This window comes from Mycobacterium noviomagense (assembly GCF_010731635.1).
Lineage (GTDB): Bacteria > Actinomycetota > Actinomycetes > Mycobacteriales > Mycobacteriaceae > Mycobacterium > Mycobacterium noviomagense.
In genome coordinates this window covers 4,101,376-4,119,624 of the sequence record NZ_AP022583.1, presented here as the reverse complement: position 1 = coordinate 4,119,624, position 18,249 = coordinate 4,101,376, and the positions used below count along the sequence as shown (strand labels likewise).

Sequence of the window (18,249 nt, the reverse complement as noted above, 5' to 3'; positions counted from 1 at the left end):
CGCCGACAGATTCAGATCCACTTGCTGCCTCCGCTATCAAGTATCGCTGCTGCAGGCGGGCCTGACAGCGTGGCAATCATGGCACATCTGCGGGCGTGGACCCGCGGCTTTGGCCCCCGCCGGTAGCCGGTTAGGGTCGGGCCGGTGGCGCACCTGCTGGGGGCCGAGAACGTCCACCTCGAGTACCCGACTCGGGTCGTGTTCGAATCGGTGAGTTTGGGCGTCAGTGACGGCGATCGCATCGGCATCGTCGGACGAAACGGAGACGGCAAATCCAGTCTGCTGGGTTTGCTGACCGGTCAGTTGCGTCCGAATTCCGGCCGGGTCACTCGCCGCAGCGGGCTGCGGGTGGGTGCGTTGAGCCAGGCCGACACACTGGGCGGCGTCGGCACTGTCCGGCGGACGCTGGTCGGCGACCGGGCGGAGCACGAGTGGGCGGCTAACCCGCGTATCCGCGAGGTGGTCAATGGGCTGGCGTCCGACTTTCCTTGGGACGCTGAGCTATCCGCTCTGTCCGGCGGGCAGCGGCGTCGTGTGCAGCTGGCCGCACTGCTGCTCGGCGACTGGGACGTGATCGCCCTCGACGAGCCCACTAACCATCTGGACATCGAAGGAATCACCTGGTTGGCCGCCCACCTGCGCCAGCGGTGGGCGCGTAACACCGGGGGTCTTTTGCTCGTGACCCATGACCGGTGGTTTCTCGACGAGGTGGCGACCACGACATGGGAAGTACATGACGGGACGGTTGAGCCGTTCGACGGCGGTTACGCGGCTTATGTGCTGCAGCGCGTCGAGCGGGACCGGCTGGCGGCCGTGGCGGAGGCGAAACGGCAGAACCTGATGCGCAAGGAGTTGGCCTGGCTGCGCCGAGGGCCGCCGGCGCGGACGTCCAAACCGAAGTTTCGGATCGAGGCGGCCAACCAGCTGATCGCCGACGTGCCGCCGCTGCGCAACACGGTAGAGCTGGCGAAGCTGGCGACGGCGCGGCTGGGCAAGGACGTGATCGACCTGCTCGACGTGTCGGTCTCCTTCGGTGGTCAGCCGGTGCTGCGCGATGTCGAATGGCGGATCGCTCCCGGCGAACGGGCCGGGATCGTCGGTGCCAACGGTGCCGGCAAGTCCACGCTGCTGGGGCTGATCGCCGGGAGCGTGCAGCCGGACACCGGCCGGGTCAAGCGCGGCAAGACGGTTCGGCTGGCGATGCTCGACCAGCAGTGCGACGAGCTGGCGCCGATGGCCGGCGACCGCGTCGCCGACGTGGTAGGTAGGCTGCGCAGCGGCTACCGGGTCGCGGACCGGGAAGTCAGCCCAACGCAGCTGTTGGAGCGGCTCGGGTTTTCCCGAGCGCAGTTGTCGGCGCGGGTGGGCGACTTGTCCGGCGGTTTCCGTCGGCGGCTGCAGTTGATGCTGACGCTGCTGGCCGAACCGAATGTGCTGTTGCTCGACGAGCCGACCAACGACGTGGACACCGACATGCTCGCGGCCACCGAGGACTTGCTGGACTCCTGGCCGGGAACGTTGATTGTGGTTTCCCACGACCGCTATCTGTTGGAACGGATCACCGACCAGCAGTACGCGGTTCGGGATGGGCGACTGCGCCATTTACCCGGCGGCATCGACGAATACCTGCGGCTGGCAGCGGCTGCCAGTGAGCGGCGTCCCGACACTGCCGCGAAGTCCACGTCCGGCGCTGAACTGCGCGCCGTGCAGAAGGAGACCGCAGCCCTCGAGCGCCGGTTGGCGCGGCTGGCCGACCAAATCGCGGATAAACGCACCGAACTCGCTGAGCACGAGCCCTCCGACCACGTCGGGTTGACGCGACTGACGCAGGAGTTGCGGGCGCTGGAAGACGACGCCGCCGCGCTGGAGGACCGCTGGCTTGAGCTTTCCGAGCAGATCGAGTGACGCTAACGCCACAGCTGGTGTCGCAGCCGATCGGCGGTGTCGCGCACGCTATCCAGCTGTTTGCCGACCTGGATCGGCGCTGTGCCCCCGCGGGCGTCGCGCGACGATACCGAGCCCTCGACCGTCAGTACGTTGCGGACCTCCGCGGTCAGGGCGGGATGGATGGCGGCCAGCTCGTCGTCGGTCAGTTGTTCCAGCCCGACGCCGCGTTGCTCCGCTGTTCGCACCGCCGCGCCGGCGGCCTCGTGCGCTGCGCGGAATGGAATTCCTTGCCGCACAAGCCATTCTGCCATATCGGTGGCCAGGGTATAGCCGGCCGGCGCCAGTGTCGCCATCCGCTGCACGTTGAATGTCAGGCTAGAAACCAGTCCGGCCATGGCCGGCAGCAGTAGTTCCAGCTGGGCCACCGAGTCGAATACCGGCTCTTTGTCCTCTTGCAGATCCCGGTTGTAAGCCAGCGGCTGGGCCTTCAGCGTGGCCAGCAGCCCGGCCAGGTTGCCGATCAACCGGCCGGATTTGCCGCGGGCCAGCTCGGCGATGTCGGGGTTTTTCTTCTGCGGCATGATCGAGCTGCCCGTCGACCATGAGTCATGCAGGGTGACGTACCCGAATTCCGTTGAGCTCCAGATGATGATGTCTTCGGCGAGCCGCGACAGGTCGACGCCGATCATCGCAAGCACGAACGCCGCCTCCGCGGCGAAATCCCGAGCCGCGGTCGCATCGACCGAATTGTCCGCGGCTGCCGAGAATCCCAGCTCTTCGGCGACAACATCGGGATCGAGGCCCAACGACGAGCCGGCCAGCGCTCCGGAGCCATACGGTGATATCGCGGTGCGCTCGTCGAAGTCGACGATCCGATCGACGTCGCGCAGCAGCGGATGAGCGTGCGCGAGCAGATGGTGGGCCAACAGAATGGGCTGTGCCGATTGCAGATGTGTCTTGCCCGGCATGATCGCAGTGGGATAGGTGGCGGCCTGGTCGGTGAGCGCGCCGACGACGTCGAGCACCCCGGCGGCGACGCGGCGCACCGCGTCGCGCAGCCACATCCGAATCAACGTGGCCACCTGGTCGTTTCGCGATCGCCCGGCTCGCAGCCGGCCACCCAGGTCCGGACCCACCCGCTCGATCAGGCCGCGCTCCAGCGCTGCGTGCACATCCTCGTCGGTGTCAACGGGCCCAAAGCTGCCGTCGGCCACGTCGTCGGCGAGGCGGTCCAGCCCGACCAGCAGCCCGTCACGCTGCTCTTCGCTGAGCAGCCCGGCCCGGAACAACACCCGGGCGTGCGCCTTGGATGCGGCGATGTCGTAGGGCGCCAGCACCCAGTCGAAGTGGGTGGACCGGCTCAGCGCAACCAGCGCATCAGAGGGGCCGTCGGCGAACCGCCCGCCCCACAGCGATCCCTCGTTGGTGCTCATGGGGCAGCCCTTCGTGCGCGAGCAGACGCAAAAGCTCCCCGACACACCGTGCGTGAGGGGCTTTTGCGTCTGCTCGCGCCAGTCACCGCAAGTCCCTGCGGGCCGCTAGTTTCGACGACAGCCCGTGCACGTACACGAAGCCCTTCGCCTTGGACTGATCGAAGCTGTCGCCCTCGTCGTAGGTGGCCAAGTTGAAGTCGTACAGCGACTCCGGGCTGCGCCGCCCGTTGACGGCGATGTGCCCACCATGCAACACCATTCGGATCTCGCCGGTCACATGCTCTTGTGTTTTGGCGACGAAAGCCTCCAACGCCGCCTTCAGCGGCGAATACCACAGGCCGTCGTAGACGAGCTCGGCCCAGCGCTGATCGGTCAGCCGCTTGAACCGGCCGAGTTCGCGCTCCAGCGTGACGTGTTCGAGCTCGGTGTGCGCGGTGATCAGCACCATCGCCCCGGGAGCCTCGTAGATTTCGCGGCTCTTGATGCCGACCAGCCGGTCCTCCACGACGTCGAGCCGCCCGACACCTTGCGCGCCGCCGCGGCGGTTGAGCTCCTCGATGGCCTGCAGGACCGTGACAGGTCTGCCGTCGATCGACACCGGCACCCCGCACTCGAAGCCGACGATCACCTCGTCAGGGGTATTCCAGTTGACGGTGGGATCTTCGGTGTAGGAGTACACGTCTTTGGTCGGCGCGTTCCACAGGTGTTCCAGGAAGCCGGTTTCCACCGCGCGGCCCCAGACGTTCTGGTCGATCGAGAACGGCGAACGTTTGGTGACGTTGATCGGGATGGCGTTCTCCTCAGCGAACGCAATGGCCTTCTCGCGGGTCCACGCGTAATCTCGAACCGGGGCCAGCACCTCCAGATCCGGTGCGAGCGAGGCGAATCCGACCTCGAAGCGCACCTGGTCGTTGCCCTTGCCGGTACACCCGTGCGCGACGATGCTGCCGCCGTATTGACGTGCAGCCGCGACCAGATGTTTGACGATCAGGGGCCGGCTGATCGCCGACACGAGCGGGTAGCGGTCCATGTAGAGGCCGTTCGACATGATCGTGGGCAGGCAGTAGCCCTCGGCGAACTCGTCGCGGGCATCGACGACGACCGCCTCGACCGCGCCGCAGTCCAGCGCCCGCTGGCGCACCACCCCCATGTCCTCGCCGCCCTGGCCGAGGTCGATGGCTACCGCGACGACTTCCCGGCCGGTCTCCTTGCCAATCCAGCTGATCGCAACCGAGGTGTCCAGACCGCCGGAATACGCCAGGATGACGCGCTCGGACATAAACCAATCTCCTTATACTTCAGCTTTGTTCAACTGCCGCAAAGCGGCTTCGAGTTCGGCGCCGGTCATCGGCTCGCGAGCCGCCACAAAGATGGTGTCGTCTCCGGCGATCGTGCCGACGACGTACGGCAGCGCCGCGCGGTCGATTGCGCTCGCCAGGTAGTGAGCGGCACCGGGCGGGGTGCGCAGCACGGCGAGATTGCCGGTGGCGTCGGTGGACACCAGCAGCTCACCCAGCAGCCGTGACAGCCGGCCTGTGCCGCCGGAGATTCCGCGTACCGGGCTGCCGTCTTCGGGAACGACGTAGACCCCAACACCGCCGTCGGCGCCACGCAGCTTGACCGCGCCGAGTTCTTCGAGGTCGCGCGAGAGCGTGGCCTGTGTGACGTCGATGCCCTCCGCGGCCAACAAGGCGGCGAGCTCGCTTTGGCTGCGCACCGACGCCGACGACAGGATCGCCACGATGCGGGCCTGCCTGCCGGCGCGGGTGACGTCCGGGGTGGTCTTCGAACGAGTCATCGGGACCTCTCCAGCAACCAGACGAGCAGTGCCTTCTGCGCGTGCAACCGGTTCTCCGCCTCGTCCCACACCGCGCTGTGCGGGCCGTCCATCACCTCGTCGGTGATTTCCTGACCGCGGTGGGCCGGAAGACAGTGCAGCACAATGCACTCCGGGTCAGCCAGCGCCAGCAGCTCGGAGTTGACCTGGAACGCCCGGAACGGCTGTAACCGGTCCAGCCCGTCGTTCTCCTGACCCATTGACGTCCAGGTATCGGTCACCAGCACGTCGGCGCCTTCGGCTGCGGCCTGCGGGTCGGCGGTCACGCTGACCGACGCTCCGGTGGTCGCGGCGCGCTGCTCGGCGGCAACGAGAACCGCTTTGTCGGGCGCGAACTCGTCGGGAGCGGCGATGGTCACATGCATGCCCGCGGTGACGCCGCCGAGCAGCAGCGAGTGCGCCATGTTGTTGGCGCCGTCACCGAAGTAGGACAGCTTCAGCCCGGGCAGCGATCCCTTGCGTTCGGCGATCGTCTGCAGGTCGGCCAGCACCTGGCACGGATGGAACTGGTCGGACAGCGCGTTGACGACCGGGACAGTGGCGCTCTCGGCCATGGCGATCAGCCGGTCCTGGCCAAACGTTCGCCACACGATCGCATCGACATAGCGGGACAAGACTTTTGCGGTGTCGCCGAACGTCTCGTCGCGGCCCAGTTGGGTGCTGCGGGCGTCGACGACCACGGCGTGGCCGCCCAGCTGAGCGATGCCCGTCTCGAACGAAAACCGGGTACGGGTGGAGTTCTTGTCGAAAATCACCGCAACGCCCCGCGGCCCCTCCAGCGGGCGGCAGCTGAGCGGATCCTTCTTCAGTCGAGCCGCCAACTTCAGCACATCGGCCTGTTCTTGCGGGGACAGGTCGTCATCGCGTAGGAAATGCCGTGGCGTGCTCATGCCGTCTCCGAAGCGGTGTCGAGGATGGCTGGCAGCGCGGTGATGAAGGTGTCGATCTGGTGCTCGGTGATGATCAGCGGCGGCGCCAACCGGATGACATCGGGTGCGGCGGCGTTGATCAGGAAACCGCCGCTGCGCGCAGCGGTCTCGACGTCTTTAGCTTTGGGCGCGGTGAGCACGACACCGCACAACAAGCCGCGGCCCCGGACGTGGTCGACCAGAGGGTGGCCGAGCGATTCGATGCCGTGCCGCAACGACTTTCCCAGCACCTCGGAGCGGCGCACCAGATCGTCGGCGGCCAGCACACGCAGCACCGCCAAGGCCGCGGCCGCGCACACCGGGTTGCCGCCGAAGGTGCTGCCGTGCAGGCCGGGCGTCAGCAGCTCCGCCGCCGGCCCGACCGCCAGGCACGCCCCGATCGGCAGCCCACCACCGAGACCCTTGGCCAAGGTCACCACATCCGGGGTGATGCCGTCGTGCTGGTGGGCGAAAAAGGTGCCGGTGCGTCCCATCCCGGTCTGCACTTCGTCGAGCACCAGCAGCGCGCCGTGCCGCGCCGTAATGTCGCGGGCCGCAACAAGGTAGCCGTCGGGCGGCACGACGACACCGCACTCCCCCATGATCGGCTCCAGGAACACCGCAGCGGTGTCGTCGGACACCGCGGCCGCCAGCACATCGACGTCGCCGTACGGCACGTGCGTGACGTCGCCGGGCAGCGGTGCGAACGGCGCCTGCTTGGCCGGCTGGCCGGTCAGGGCCAGCGACCCCATCGTGCGGCCGTGGAATGCGTCTTGTGCCGCAACAAGTTTCGTACGGCCGGTCAGCCGGGACAGCTTGAACGCCAGCTCGACGGCCTCGGTGCCGGAATTGCACAGGAACACCCGCGCCTCGGCCCCGAGCAAGGCGACCAGTGCCTCAGCCAGCGCGATACCGGGCTCGGTGGCATACAGGTTGGAGGTGTGGCACAGGGTCGACAGTTGCTCGGTGACCGCCTCGATCACCGCGGGATGGCGGTGGCCGAGGATGTTGACCGCGATGCCGCCGAGCAAATCGAGGTAAGACTTGCCGTCGACGTCGGTGACCACCGCGCCGTCACCGCTGGCCAGCGCCACCGGCGGGGTGCCGTAGTTGTTCATCATCACGGCTGACCAACGCTGCTGCATCACTGCGGTTCGTGGCGATCGCAAGCTCGGCGAGGCCGAGCGCAGCGGGTCGCCACCATGTGATTCAGTCATGCCGCCACCACCTTGGTGCCGGTGCCCGCGTCGGTGAACAGCTCGACCAACACGCAATGCTCCACCCGACCGTCAATGACGTGCGCGCTCGGCACACCGCCGGAAACGGCGCGCAGACACGCTTCGACCTTCGGAATCATGCCCTCCTCCAGCGTCGGCAGCAGTTGGGTGAGTGTCGCGGTATCGACTTCGCTGACCAACGAATCGCGGTCCGGCCAGCGGGTGTACACCCCTTCCACATCGGTGAGCATCAACAGCTTCTCGGCGCCCAACGCTTCGGCCAGCGCCGCCGCCGCGGTGTCGGCGTTGATGTTGTACACCACTCCGTCGGTATCCGGTGCAAGCGTGGACACCACCGGAATGCGCCGTGCCGCAATCAGATCCAACACGGCGGCGGCATTGACGTGTGCGACGTCGCCCACCAGCCCGATGTCGGTGGCGACACCGTCGACCGTGACGCGGCGGCGCACCGCGGTGAACAGCTGCGCGTCTTCACCGGTGATACCGACGGCGTAGGGTCCGTGCGCGTTGATCAGGTTGACCAGTTCCCGGCCCACTTGCCCGAACAGCACCATGCGTGCGACGTCGAGCACTTCCGGTGTGGTGACCCGGAATCCGCCCTTGAAGTCGCCGGCGATGCCGAGCCGCTGCAGCATCGCCGTGATCTGCGGTCCACCGCCGTGGACGACGACGGGATGGATGCCACAGTTGCGCAAAAACGCCATGTCGGCGGCGAACGCATGCTTGAGCGTGTCGTCCGTCATCGCGTTGCCGCCGTATTTGACGACGACGATCTTGCCGTGCAGTTGCTTGAGCCAGGGCAGGGCCTCGGCGAGCACCTGCGCTTTGACCTGGGTGGGCAATTCGCTAGTGGTCATGACAACTCGCTGCTCACCATGAGCTGGCCACCGCCGACGATGCAGAGCGAAGCGATGAGGAGGAGGCGGATCATGAGCTATACGCGGAGTTCTCTTCGACGTAACCGTGCGACAGGTCGGTGGTGCGGATGGCGCCGTGACCACTGCCTAGCCCGAGGTTGACGGCGACGTCGATGTCGGTTCCCGACAGGTCTACGTCTCGGGCTTTCGGCGTTCCGACGCCGTCGACGCAAACCGCAAAACCATTGAACGACACGGTGATCCGGTCGGGATCGAGCTGCACCGGCGCCATGCCCACTGCTGCGAGCACCCGGCCCCAGTTCGGGTCCGAGCCGAACAACGCGGTCTTGACCAGGGTGTCGCGCGCGATGACCCGGGCCGCGGTGACGGCGTCGTCATCGCTGGCCGCACCGGTCACGGTGACGGTGATGCGCTTGGTGACGCCTTCGGCGTTGGCCTGCAACTGCGCGCACAGGTCGTCGCAGACCCGAAGCACCGCCTCATCGAGTTCGGCTTGGCTGGGGGCGATTTCGCTTGCCCCAGACGCCAAAAGCAGCACAGTGTCGTTGGTGGAGCAGGTTCCGTCGATGTCCAAGCGGTCGAAGGTGACGGCGGTGGCACGCCGCAGGGCGTGGTCGAGCGCTGCGGCATCGGCGACGGCGTCGGTGGTCAGCACGCACAGCATGGTGGCCAGCGACGGTGCCAGCATCCCGGCGCCCTTGGCCATTCCGCCGATGGTCCAGTTACCCGGATGGTGCAGCGCAACCTGTTTCGGCACGGTGTCGGTGGTCATGATGGCCCGGGCCGCGTCCTCGCCGCCGGTGAGTCCGCCTGCCATCTCGTGAACGACTTCCTGAACGCCGGCCAGCACCTTGTCCATCGGCAGCCGGTCGCCGATCAGGCCCGTTGAGCAGACGGCAATCTCGATGGCGCCGGTCTCGGTGCCCCAGTCGGATAGCGCGGCGGCGACGGCCTCCGCCGCGGCGTGGGTGTCTTGGAACCCGGCGGGGCCGGTGCAGGCGTTGGCGCCGCCGGAGTTGAGGATCACCGCGCGCAGCCGGCCCGTGGTGAGGACCTGCCGGCTCCACAGCACCGGCGCGGCCTTGACTTTGTTGCGGGTGAAGACGCCGGCGGCGGCGGAGTCCGGGCCCTCGTTGAAGACCAACGCGAGATCCAGCGCACCGGAAGGCTTGATCCCGGCAGCGATGCCCGCAGCCCGGAAACCCTCCGGCGCGGTGACGCCCTGAGAGCGCACCAGCCGGGCAGTGGCGGCCAGGTCGGTCACGGCGCCACCCCGACTATCGGGAGCCCTTCGGTTTCCGGCCAGCCCAGCGCCAGGTTCATCGACTGGACGGCGGCGCCGCCGGTGCCCTTGACCAGGTTGTCGATGGCGGCGATCGCGACGAGCATGCCAGCGTCCTCGTCGACCGCAACGGCGATATGCGCGGCGTTGCTGCCGATCACCGCACCGGTGCGCGGGAGCTGCCCTTCCGGCAGTAAGTGCACGAAAGGTTCACTGCCGTATGCCTTTTCGTAGGCGGCGCGCAGCTGCGAGAGCGGCGCGCGGGTCGGCGCGGTGCAGGTGGCCAGGATGCCGCGCGACGTGGGGATGAGCACCGGAGTGAACGACACGGTGACTTTTCGGTCGCTGACCTTTTGCAACTCCTGCACGATCTCCGGGGTGTGCCGGTGGGCCCCACCGACGTTGTAGGCACGCGCCGATCCGATGACTTCTGCGCCGAGCAAGTCTGTCTTCGCGGCACGACCAGCCCCCGATGCGCCGCTGACGGCGACCACCGTGACCGCGGGTTCGACGAGGTCCTCGGCGACGGCCGGCAGCAGTGCCAGCAGTGCGGCAGTCGGATAGCAGCCCGGAACCGCGATGCGGCGCGCGCCGCGCAGCTGATCGCGGGCGCCGGGCAGTTCGGGTAACCCGTACGGCCAGCTGCCGGCGTGCGGTGAACCGTAGAAGCGCTGCCAGGCTGCGGGTTCGGTGAGCCGGAAATCAGCGCCGCAGTCCACGATCAGCGTCTGGGGATCCAGTTGCTCGGCCAACGCCGCCGAATACCCATGCGGGAGCGCCAAGAAGACCACGTCATGGCCGCGCAGCACGTCGACCTCGGTCGGTTCCAGGATCCGCTGAGCGAGCGGCAGCAAGTGGGGGTGCTGCTCGCCCAGGGTGCTTCCGGCGTTGCCCGCCGCGGTGAGCGCGCCGATCGTCAACCGGCCGTCGGCGTAGGCGGGGTGACCGAGCAGCAGCCGAAGGATTTCGCCTCCCGCGTAGCCGCTGGCGCCAGCCACCGCCACTCGCAGGGTCATGGCCGCCATTCTGCATGGTTATGCAAAACTATGCAAACTCATTCCAACGCCAGCAGACGTAAAAGCCTCCCGACACGCCGATGAACGGGGACGTTAGCGTCTGCTCGCCGCAAAACACTCAGGTGCGCAGGACGGCGCCTACCCGTTCGGCGGCGCGGCGCACGGCGGCATCCCGGGCCGCGCTGGCGTCGTCTTCGGTCAACGTGCGATCTGGTGCACGGAACCGCAACGCGAACGTCAGCGACTTGCGGTCCTCGCCGATCTGGGGGCCGGTGTAGACGTCGAAAAGCCGGATATCCTCCAGCAGCTCGCCCGCGCCCTCGCGCACCGCGTCTTCCACCGCCTGGGCGGCGACGTCGGCGCCGACCACCAGGCTGACGTCTTGAAACACCGCCGGAAACGGCGACACCTGAGGTGCGGGCAGGGCTTTTACGAGCGGAACGGCATCCAGGTTGAGTTCGGCCGCGCAGGTGCCGGGCGGCAGCTCGCAGCGTTCGATGACCGCCGGGTGCAGCTGGCCGGCATGGCCGATCACGGCGTCGCCGATGAGCACTTCGGCGCACCGGCCCGGATGCCACGGCAGATAGTCGGCGGCCCGCAGTGTCACGTCGACGCCGCAGGAGCGGGCGATGGTCCGAACCGCCTCGAAGGCGTCGGCGGCTTCGGCCCGCCGACCGGCGCCCCAGGGCCCGCGCGGTTCCCGCAGGCCGGTCAGCACCACCGCGACGTGCTGCGGCTGGCGCGGCAGTGACGCGTCGAGCATGGCGATCTCGTCGTCGGTGGGCCGCCGGTCGACGGGGATGACGCCGACGCTGCGGGTCTGGGAAGTCGGATGGACCACCTGCGCGATGGCGAACAGCTCGACGTCGGCGATGCCCCGAGAAACGTTGCGCGCCAGGGCTTCCAGTAGCCCGGGAAGCAGCGTGGTGGCCAGATGCGGCCGATCGGCCTCCAGCGGGTTGAGCACCTGTGTGGTGGTGCGCCGAGGATCGTCGGCGGGCAACCCCCACCGGTCGAAGATGCCCGCGGGCAAAAACGGTGTCGGCAGGACTTCGACATAGCCGGACAACGCGAGCGACTTGCTGATCGCGCGGTGGCGCTTTTGCTTGCGGGTCAAACCCCGGCCGGCGGGCGCCGCGGGTAACACCGAAGGGATGACGGCGAAGCCTTCCAGTCGCAGCACTTCCTCGACCAGATCGGCGGGCTGCACGAGATCGGGCCGCCAACTCGGCGGCGTCACGGTCAGCACATCGCCGTCGGCGGTCACCGCGGCGCCGATTTGGGTCAGCCGCCGCACGGTTGTGCCCGGTGGATACTCGACGCCAGCGGTGCGGTCGGGTAGGTCGGTGGTCATTCGGATGGGTGGCAGCGACCAGTCGTCGCGCGGCGGGTCGCCCCGCCAGTCGGTCAGCACGGGAGCCGCTGTGCCACCGGTGATCTCAGCCAACAGCGCGGCGCAGCGATCCAGCGCTGCCACCGAGATCGCCGGGTCGACGCCCCGCTCGTAGCGGCGGGCGGCCTCACTGCCCAGGTGCAGCCGCCGCTGGGTGCGCGATACCGCGGGCGGATCCCACACCGCCGCCTCCAGGAGCACGTCGGTGGAGCCCTGGCGGGTCTCGGTGCTGCTCGACCCCATCACGCCGCCGATTGCGGCGGTGGCGACGTCATCGACGATCAGCACGTCGGCGGGCTCGAGTCGGCGCTCGACGTCGTCGAGGGTGGTCATCGTTTCACCGGCCCGGGCGAACCGCACGGCCAAGCCGCCGGTGATCCGGTTGCGGTCGTGGGCGTGCATGGGGTGGCCCAACTCCAGCATCACGTAGTTGGTGGCGTCGACGGCCGGCGAAATGGCCCGGATGCCCGACAGCAGCAACCGACGCTGCAGCCACCACGGCGACACTGCGCTGGGGTCAATGCTGGTGACCGGGCGCAGCGCAAACCGGCGCACCCCGGTCCCGGGTTGCACGGTCAGCGGCCACGCCTCCCCCTCGACCGGCAGCGGCGCGACATCGGCCGGGTCGGCGAAGTCGAGGTCGTAAGCGCAGGCGATCTCCCGGGCCAGCCCGCGCACCGACATGCAGTAGCCGCGGTCGGGGGTAATCGCCAGGTGGAACACCACATCGTCGAAACCGAGCGCCTCTGTGGCGTCGGCCCCGGGTTCGGCGGTGCCCGCCGGTAGCACGAGAATACCGGAATGATCTGTGCCCAAACCTAATTCGGCCATCGAGCAGATCATGCCGTCGGAGTTGCGCCCATAGGCCTTGCGGGCGGTGATGGTGAAGTCGCCCGGCAACGTGGTGCCGGGCAGCGCCACCACTACCAGATCACCGACTGTGAAATTCGTTGCACCACAGATTATTTCGCGCGACTGAGGCTCGCCGACGTCGACCAGGCAAGCGCGGATCGGTTTCTTGAACTCGGTCAGCTCTTCGATGGCGGTGACCCGCCCAACCGTCAGCGGCCCGGTGACCGGTCCGAGCGCGAGCACTTCTTCGACCTCGTGACCGATGCGCAGCAACGTCTGCTCGAGCTCATCGGCGGGCACGTCCCAGCCGGGCGCACCGACCGCGACGACTTCACGCAGCCAGCTGTAGGGGACGCGCATCAGGCCCCCACGCCGAACGGTAATGAGAACCGCACGTCGCCCTCGACCATGTCGCGCATATCGGGGATGCCGTTGCGGAACTGCAGCGTGCGTTCCAGCCCGATGCCGAACGCGAAGCCCGTATACACGTCGGGATCGATGCCGACGGCGCGCAAGACGTTCGGGTTGACCATCCCGCAGCCGCCCCACTCCACCCAGTCGGCGCCGCCCTTCTTGTTCGCGAACCACACGTCCACCTCGCCGGACGGTTCGGTGAACGGGAAGAAGTGCGGGCGCATCCGGGTACGCGCCTCCGGCCCGAACTCCGCGCGGGCCAACGCGTCCAACGTTCCCCTCAGATGCGCCATCGACAGCCCGCGGTCCACCGCCAGGCCCTCGATTTGGTGGAACACCGGGGTGTGGGTGGCGTCGAGCTCGTCAGTGCGGAAGGTGCGGCCGATCGAGATCACGTACACCGGCAGCTCGCGCTCGAGCAGCGTGCGCACCTGCACCGGCGACGTGTGCGTCCGCAGCACCTGGCGAGACCCTTCCGGCGCGATGTAGAAGGTGTCCTGCTCGCTGCGCGCCGGGTGGTCGGGTGGGAAGTTCAAGGCGTCGAAGTTGAACTGCTCGCTCTCGACCTCCGGTCCTTCGACCAGTTCCCAGCCCATCGCGACGAACGTGTCGGCGATGTGTTCACCCAGAATCGTCACCGGGTGCCGCGCGCCGGGTGGTTGGCGAGTCGACGGCAAGGTCACGTCGATGCGCTCGGCGACCAAGACCGCCGCGTCGCGCTCGGCGCGCAGCGTGGCCAGTCGCTCGGCGTAGCTGTGCTGGGCGTCGGCGCGGGCGGCGTTGACGCGGCGGCCGGCGTCGGCACGGTCGTCCTTCGGCAGCGCGGCCAATGCCTGGCGCGCCAGCGCCAGCGGTGAGCGATCGCCGAGGTGCTCGGTCTTGGCGCGCGCCAGGGCGTCCAGATCGGCCGCCAGCGTGAAGGCTTGGCGGGCGGCGTTGACCGCTTTGGTCAGTGCCTCCGACGACACGATGGACGGATCGACGGGTTGATCACCCACGCGGCGAGACTCCTTGCTGGCTGGTGCGTCCCGGCGCTGCGCGGCGCGACGAGCAGGCGCTCCTGCTTGCGGGACGCAAGTGCTGATCATAGGTGATCGGCATTGGCCGCCTTGCGGCCGTTTCGGCCGGGTGAGCTGGTGGAACTGCGAGCTCTTGGCAGGTGACCCGCCGCGCCCAGCTTCGCTGCGCTCGCGATCCCCAACCGGTCAGCTCTGCGTGAGCGGCTCCCGGGCGGCCATCGAGGCCATTTCCAGGGACCTGCGCGTCAGCCGCCACCGTGCGATCCGGTCGGCGGCCAGCGCGCTCAGCACACCGAAGACGAGCCCGGTCGTTGCGGTCACCGCAGTATGAGCCAGCAGCAGGAAACCGAAGGCCCCGCCCACCGAGAGCAACGCGTACCGCACCGGCGTCCAGTGCCCCGGGTGGCCGAACCGAGTGGCCAGCAGCATGCCGATCACTAACGCGACCCCGTGCCCGGCGTCGGTGAATTCGGCGCCGAGAGCCGCACCTGCCAGGCCGACCGCGAGCCACCAGCCGATCCAGGCCGGACGCCAGCGCCACGGGATCGCGGCGGTCAACGCCCCCAGCACCGCGACGGCCCCGTAGCTCATGCCGACGTCGCTGGCCTTGGTGATCGACAGGGGCAGCCAGCCGAACTCGACCGCGGCGATCAGGCCGACCGCCACCACGAGAGTCGCACCGACGTGGCCGAGCAGGAAGGCGAGCGTCAGCCGGCCACTGCGCCAATGCAGTTCCGCGAGCGCGAGCAGACACACCAGGCCCGGCAGCCAGATGTACATGGGCCCGGCGTCGATCACGAACGCGCTGCCGAAAAGCGTTCCGATCTTCCCGCGGGCCAAGTTATGCAGGTTCGTGCTGACGTGCAGGATCACTTGCTGCTGCACTCGCGGGCCGAGGACGACAAGCGCGGTGCTGATTGCTACCAGTACGGCGGCGTAACTCAGTGTGAGCCGGACCCGCGCCAACCTAGACAACATCGGAAAGATCATCGGCATCCACTATGCCTGCGGATCGGCGTCTCCGTCTGCATCGGCACCTGTAATTTCCCTGCGAGTTTCGAGGCGGTAGATGGCCATGTCGGCGGGAACCCCACTGGGCTTGCCGCCGAACAGCGGTCGATGGGCACGTTTGGCGACCACGCCCAGCTCGTCCAAATCGGCTTGTGGAATTTTATCCAGCGCGGGGCCGGACACCATGATGCCACCGCGGGTGGCACGCTCCATCACCCGGGCGGCAATGTTGACGTCGACGCCGAGCCAGTCGGCGGCCACCCGCCGCGGATGACCCGTGTGGACCCCGACCCGCATCCGCGGTGTATAGCCGTCCACTTCAACGGAGCTGAGGGCTTTCTCTGCCTGGGAGGATGCCCGCACCGCCGCCACCGGGTTGTCGAACACCGCCATGATTCCGTCGCCCAGCCGTTTGACGATGCGCCCGCCGGCATCCAGCAGCGGCGGTTCGACGGCCCTCGCCGCGTGTCGCAACAGTTTCAGCGCCGCGTCGTCGCCGGCTTTCAGCGACCATTCCGAGAATCCGACCAGGTCGGTGAAAACCAGCGTCACCTCGGGATTGGCCGGGCGCCGGGAGACGGCCTCGGTCAACGCCTGCCAGAGCTGCAGTGCGCCCAGGCCAACCTCGCGGGACGCCGCACCGCGGTCCGCGAGTACCCGGCCCGCTGCGCGCGCCGCCGCGCGGGGAGCGCCCTCACCCGCCGTGGACAGCGGGTCACCGAAGTCGGGATCGCCGGGCAACGCCCGTCGCGCGCGGCGGATCATTTCGACAATTCCCGGGCTTTCGTTGGTGCGACGCAACCACTGCGCCGGAGAACGGCGTTTTGAGTCAGACGGAGCCGGCGGGGTCACCGCTTGCTCGGGCTCGCCGGACGCCGGATTGGGCCCGAGTTCCACTTGGTCGAGGATAGGTGGAGTCCCGCACGACCGGCAACGAGCCGCATCATGATCCTTACCACCAGGTTCGCCAAAGCGCCTGGTCAGAGGCGCTCGCGTAGCGGTCCGTCCACGCGATGACACGGCCTGGCGGCACGCCGGGGAAATCGTAGACAACATGCGTTGTCAACATTATCGTGTGTCGTATCGACCCGAAGGATTGCTCGGCTCCTCCTGGGGCCGCTACACGGTCCGCATGGGGCTAGGAGGCCGTGATGACCGCGACATCGACGACATCCGCCAAACCCCTGCCTCGCGCTCGCGGGGGTGCTCCCCGAGGCGATGGTGCGCCGGCGCCGCTCGGCCCGGACTCGCTGACTTGGAAGTATTTCGGCGACCTGCGTACCGGGATGATGGGTGTGTGGATCGGCGCGATCCAAACGATGTATCCCGAGCTCGGTGCTGGGGTCGAGGAGCATTCGATCCTGCTGCGGGAGCCGCTGCAACGGGTCGCCCGCTCGGTGTACCCGATCATGGGTGTGGTCTACGACGGTGACCGGGCGGCACGAACCGGCGAGCAGATCAAGAACTTCCACCGCACCATCAAAGGGCTCGACACCGCCGGTCGGCGGTACCACGCCCTGGACCCCGAGACGTTCTACTGGGCGCACGCCACGTTCTTCATGCTGGTGATCAAAGTTGCCGAGTATTTCTGCGGTGGCCTGACCGAGGCCGAGAAGCATCAGCTGTTCGACGAGCACGTGCAGTGGTACCGGATGTATGGGATGAGCATGCGGCCGGTGCCCAAGTCCTGGGACGAGTTCCAGCAGTACTGGGAGCGGGTGTGCCGAGAACGGTTGGAGCTCAACCAGGCCACCCTGGACATTTTTCGGATGCGGATCCCCAAGCCGAAGTTCGTGCTGATGCCTACCCCGCTGTGGGACCAGCTGTTCAAGCCGTGGATGGCTAGCCAGCGTTGGATCGCTGCCGGGCTGTTCGATCCCCCGGTCCGAGAGAAAGCGGGCATGCGCTGGACACCGGGTGACGAGGTGCTGCTGCGGCTGTTCGGAAAATTCGTGGAGCTGGCTTTCGTGGCAGTGCCCGACGAGATCCGGCTGCACCCGCGGGCGCTGGCCGCCTATCGGCGCGCCCAAGGACGAATCCCGGCCGATGCGCCGCTGGTCGAGGCGCCGAGATTCATGGCGCCACCGCGAGATCGCCGAGGACTGCCCATGCATTACTTCCCGCCGCGCAAAACAATATTCGAGCGCGCCGGGTCTCTGGTGCATACCACGTTTTCGCTGGCCGGTCGCCGCCCTGTCTGGGGCCGTGGCACGGCGGCGGGAGAGCGCGCGCAATCACCGCAGTGCCCGCGAGCTCTGGTATAGGCAAATCGCCGCTGCCGCAGCAACATTGAGGCTCTCCGCGCTGCCCGACATCGGGATGCGCACCCGGTAGTCGGCCAACCGTGCGAGCTCATCGGGCAGGCCATGTGATTCGGGACCGAACAGCCACGCCGTCGGCTGATCCAGCAGCGGTCCGGCCTCGTCGAGGCTGGTCTGGCCGTCCAGCGTGGTGGCCAGCACCTGCAGCCCCGCGTTATGCATCGCCTCGACAGCCGCCCGCGCATCCGGGGCGACCACGACCGGGATCGCGAAGATGCTGCCGGCCGAGGCGCGCAGGCACTTGCCGTTGTACGGATCGACGCTGTGCCCCAGGAGGATCACCGCCGCGGCGCCCATGGCGTCCGCGATGCGGATCAACGTGCCAGCGTTGCCGGGCTCGCTGATCTCGACGGCAGCTGCGACCAGCGCCGGATTGCCGGCCAGGACGTCTTCCAGGGCGGTGGCGGGCATTTCGCACACCGCGACCATGCCCGCCGGAGTCACCGTATCCGAAAGCGCTTTGGCGGCACGCTCATTCACCAGGTGGACCGGGACGTCTTGGGCGTGCAATAGCTCGACGTGCCGGTACGCCGCGGACTCAGTGACAAAGATTTCGCGGACCAGACCGCGCCTGGATGCCGCCTCGACCAGATTCGGGCCTTCGGCGAGAAACCGCTTCGCGCTGCGTCGCCGGACATGACGGTGAAGTTTGACCGCCGCGACCACCCGGGCCGAGCGTTCGGTCAGCACCGGGCCGTCGCCGGGCCAGGTCCGATTGCCCGGCTCCTCCTCATCGCGCTCCGCGCTCTGCATCGTCGCC

The 18,249-nt window shown here is 68.1% G+C and carries 15 protein-coding genes; 2 read left to right on the top strand and 13 right to left on the bottom strand.

What is annotated here, in order from left to right:
• Nucleotides 1-144 precede the first annotated feature (144 nt).
• Nucleotides 145-1,905 (top strand): ABC-F family ATP-binding cassette domain-containing protein, encoded by a 1,761-nt coding sequence (locus tag G6N15_RS19500; protein ID WP_083089434.1) that lies wholly within the window; start codon nt 145-147, stop codon nt 1,903-1,905.
• 2 nt (nt 1,906-1,907) lie between these two features.
• Here G6N15_RS19500 and argH read toward each other — a convergent pair whose 3' ends face one another.
• The 12 genes from argH to G6N15_RS19440 form a co-directional block, all read right to left on the bottom strand.
• Nucleotides 1,908-3,320, bottom strand: coding sequence for an argininosuccinate lyase (gene argH / locus G6N15_RS19495; protein WP_083089432.1), 1,413 nt, complete (start codon nt 3,318-3,320; stop codon nt 1,908-1,910).
• An 82-nt stretch (nt 3,321-3,402) separates the two neighbouring features.
• On the bottom strand, nt 3,403-4,599 hold the full coding sequence (locus G6N15_RS19490; RefSeq protein WP_083089430.1) for an argininosuccinate synthase: 1,197 nt from the start codon (nt 4,597-4,599) through the stop codon (nt 3,403-3,405).
• Nucleotides 4,600-4,611: 12 nt separating this feature from the next.
• Nucleotides 4,612-5,118: an arginine repressor gene (locus G6N15_RS19485; protein ID WP_083089428.1), complete on the bottom strand. Its 507-nt coding sequence runs from the start codon at nt 5,116-5,118 to the stop codon at nt 4,612-4,614.
• Entirely contained in the window at nt 5,115-6,047 is a 933-nt protein-coding gene (gene argF, locus G6N15_RS19480; protein ID WP_083089426.1) for an ornithine carbamoyltransferase, read from the bottom strand. The genes G6N15_RS19485 and argF overlap by 4 nt, the downstream gene beginning before the upstream one ends.
• A complete protein-coding gene (locus tag G6N15_RS19475) occupies nt 6,044-7,210 on the bottom strand; it encodes an acetylornithine transaminase (RefSeq protein WP_083089458.1) in 1,167 nt (388 codons plus the stop codon). Before G6N15_RS19475 ends, argF begins: the two co-directional genes overlap by 4 nt.
• Before the next feature lie 68 nt (nt 7,211-7,278).
• Nucleotides 7,279-8,160 (bottom strand): acetylglutamate kinase, encoded by an 882-nt coding sequence (gene argB / locus G6N15_RS19470; RefSeq protein ID WP_083089424.1) that lies wholly within the window; start codon nt 8,158-8,160, stop codon nt 7,279-7,281.
• Between the two features lie 70 nt (nt 8,161-8,230).
• Nucleotides 8,231-9,445 carry a bifunctional glutamate N-acetyltransferase/amino-acid acetyltransferase ArgJ gene (gene argJ / locus G6N15_RS19465; protein WP_083089422.1) on the bottom strand — a complete coding sequence of 405 codons (1,215 nt, stop codon included), beginning with the start codon at nt 9,443-9,445 and terminating at the stop codon, nt 8,231-8,233.
• A complete protein-coding gene (gene argC, locus G6N15_RS19460) occupies nt 9,442-10,488 on the bottom strand; it encodes an N-acetyl-gamma-glutamyl-phosphate reductase (protein WP_139797990.1) in 1,047 nt (348 codons plus the stop codon). Before argC ends, argJ begins: the two co-directional genes overlap by 4 nt.
• A 109-nt stretch (nt 10,489-10,597) precedes the next feature.
• Nucleotides 10,598-13,084: a phenylalanine--tRNA ligase subunit beta gene (pheT, locus tag G6N15_RS19455; RefSeq protein WP_083089420.1), complete on the bottom strand. Its 2,487-nt coding sequence runs from the start codon at nt 13,082-13,084 to the stop codon at nt 10,598-10,600.
• Complete coding sequence (pheS, locus tag G6N15_RS19450; protein ID WP_083089417.1) at nt 13,084-14,136, bottom strand: phenylalanine--tRNA ligase subunit alpha; 1,053 nt, start codon at nt 14,134-14,136, stop codon at nt 13,084-13,086. The genes pheT and pheS overlap by 1 nt, the downstream gene beginning before the upstream one ends.
• 207 nt (nt 14,137-14,343) lie before the next feature.
• Nucleotides 14,344-15,147, bottom strand: coding sequence for a rhomboid-like protein (locus G6N15_RS19445; protein WP_083089454.1), 804 nt, complete (start codon nt 15,145-15,147; stop codon nt 14,344-14,346).
• Between the two features lie 9 nt (nt 15,148-15,156).
• Nucleotides 15,157-16,065: an adenylate/guanylate cyclase domain-containing protein gene (locus G6N15_RS19440; protein ID WP_232070279.1), complete on the bottom strand. Its 909-nt coding sequence runs from the start codon at nt 16,063-16,065 to the stop codon at nt 15,157-15,159.
• Between the two features lie 254 nt (nt 16,066-16,319).
• Here G6N15_RS19440 and G6N15_RS19435 point away from each other — a divergent pair, with 254 nt between their 5' ends.
• Nucleotides 16,320-17,432 (top strand): oxygenase MpaB family protein, encoded by a 1,113-nt coding sequence (locus G6N15_RS19435; RefSeq protein ID WP_083089413.1) that lies wholly within the window; start codon nt 16,320-16,322, stop codon nt 17,430-17,432.
• Here the strand turns inward: G6N15_RS19435 and G6N15_RS19430 are convergent.
• The gene (locus tag G6N15_RS19430; protein WP_083089452.1) at nt 17,403-18,179 is read right to left on the bottom strand and encodes a TrmH family RNA methyltransferase; all 777 of its coding nucleotides are present in this window, start codon (nt 18,177-18,179) and stop codon (nt 17,403-17,405) included. The two genes, G6N15_RS19435 and G6N15_RS19430, sit on opposite strands and share 30 nt — an antisense overlap.
• Nucleotides 18,180-18,249: the final 70 nt, after the last annotated feature.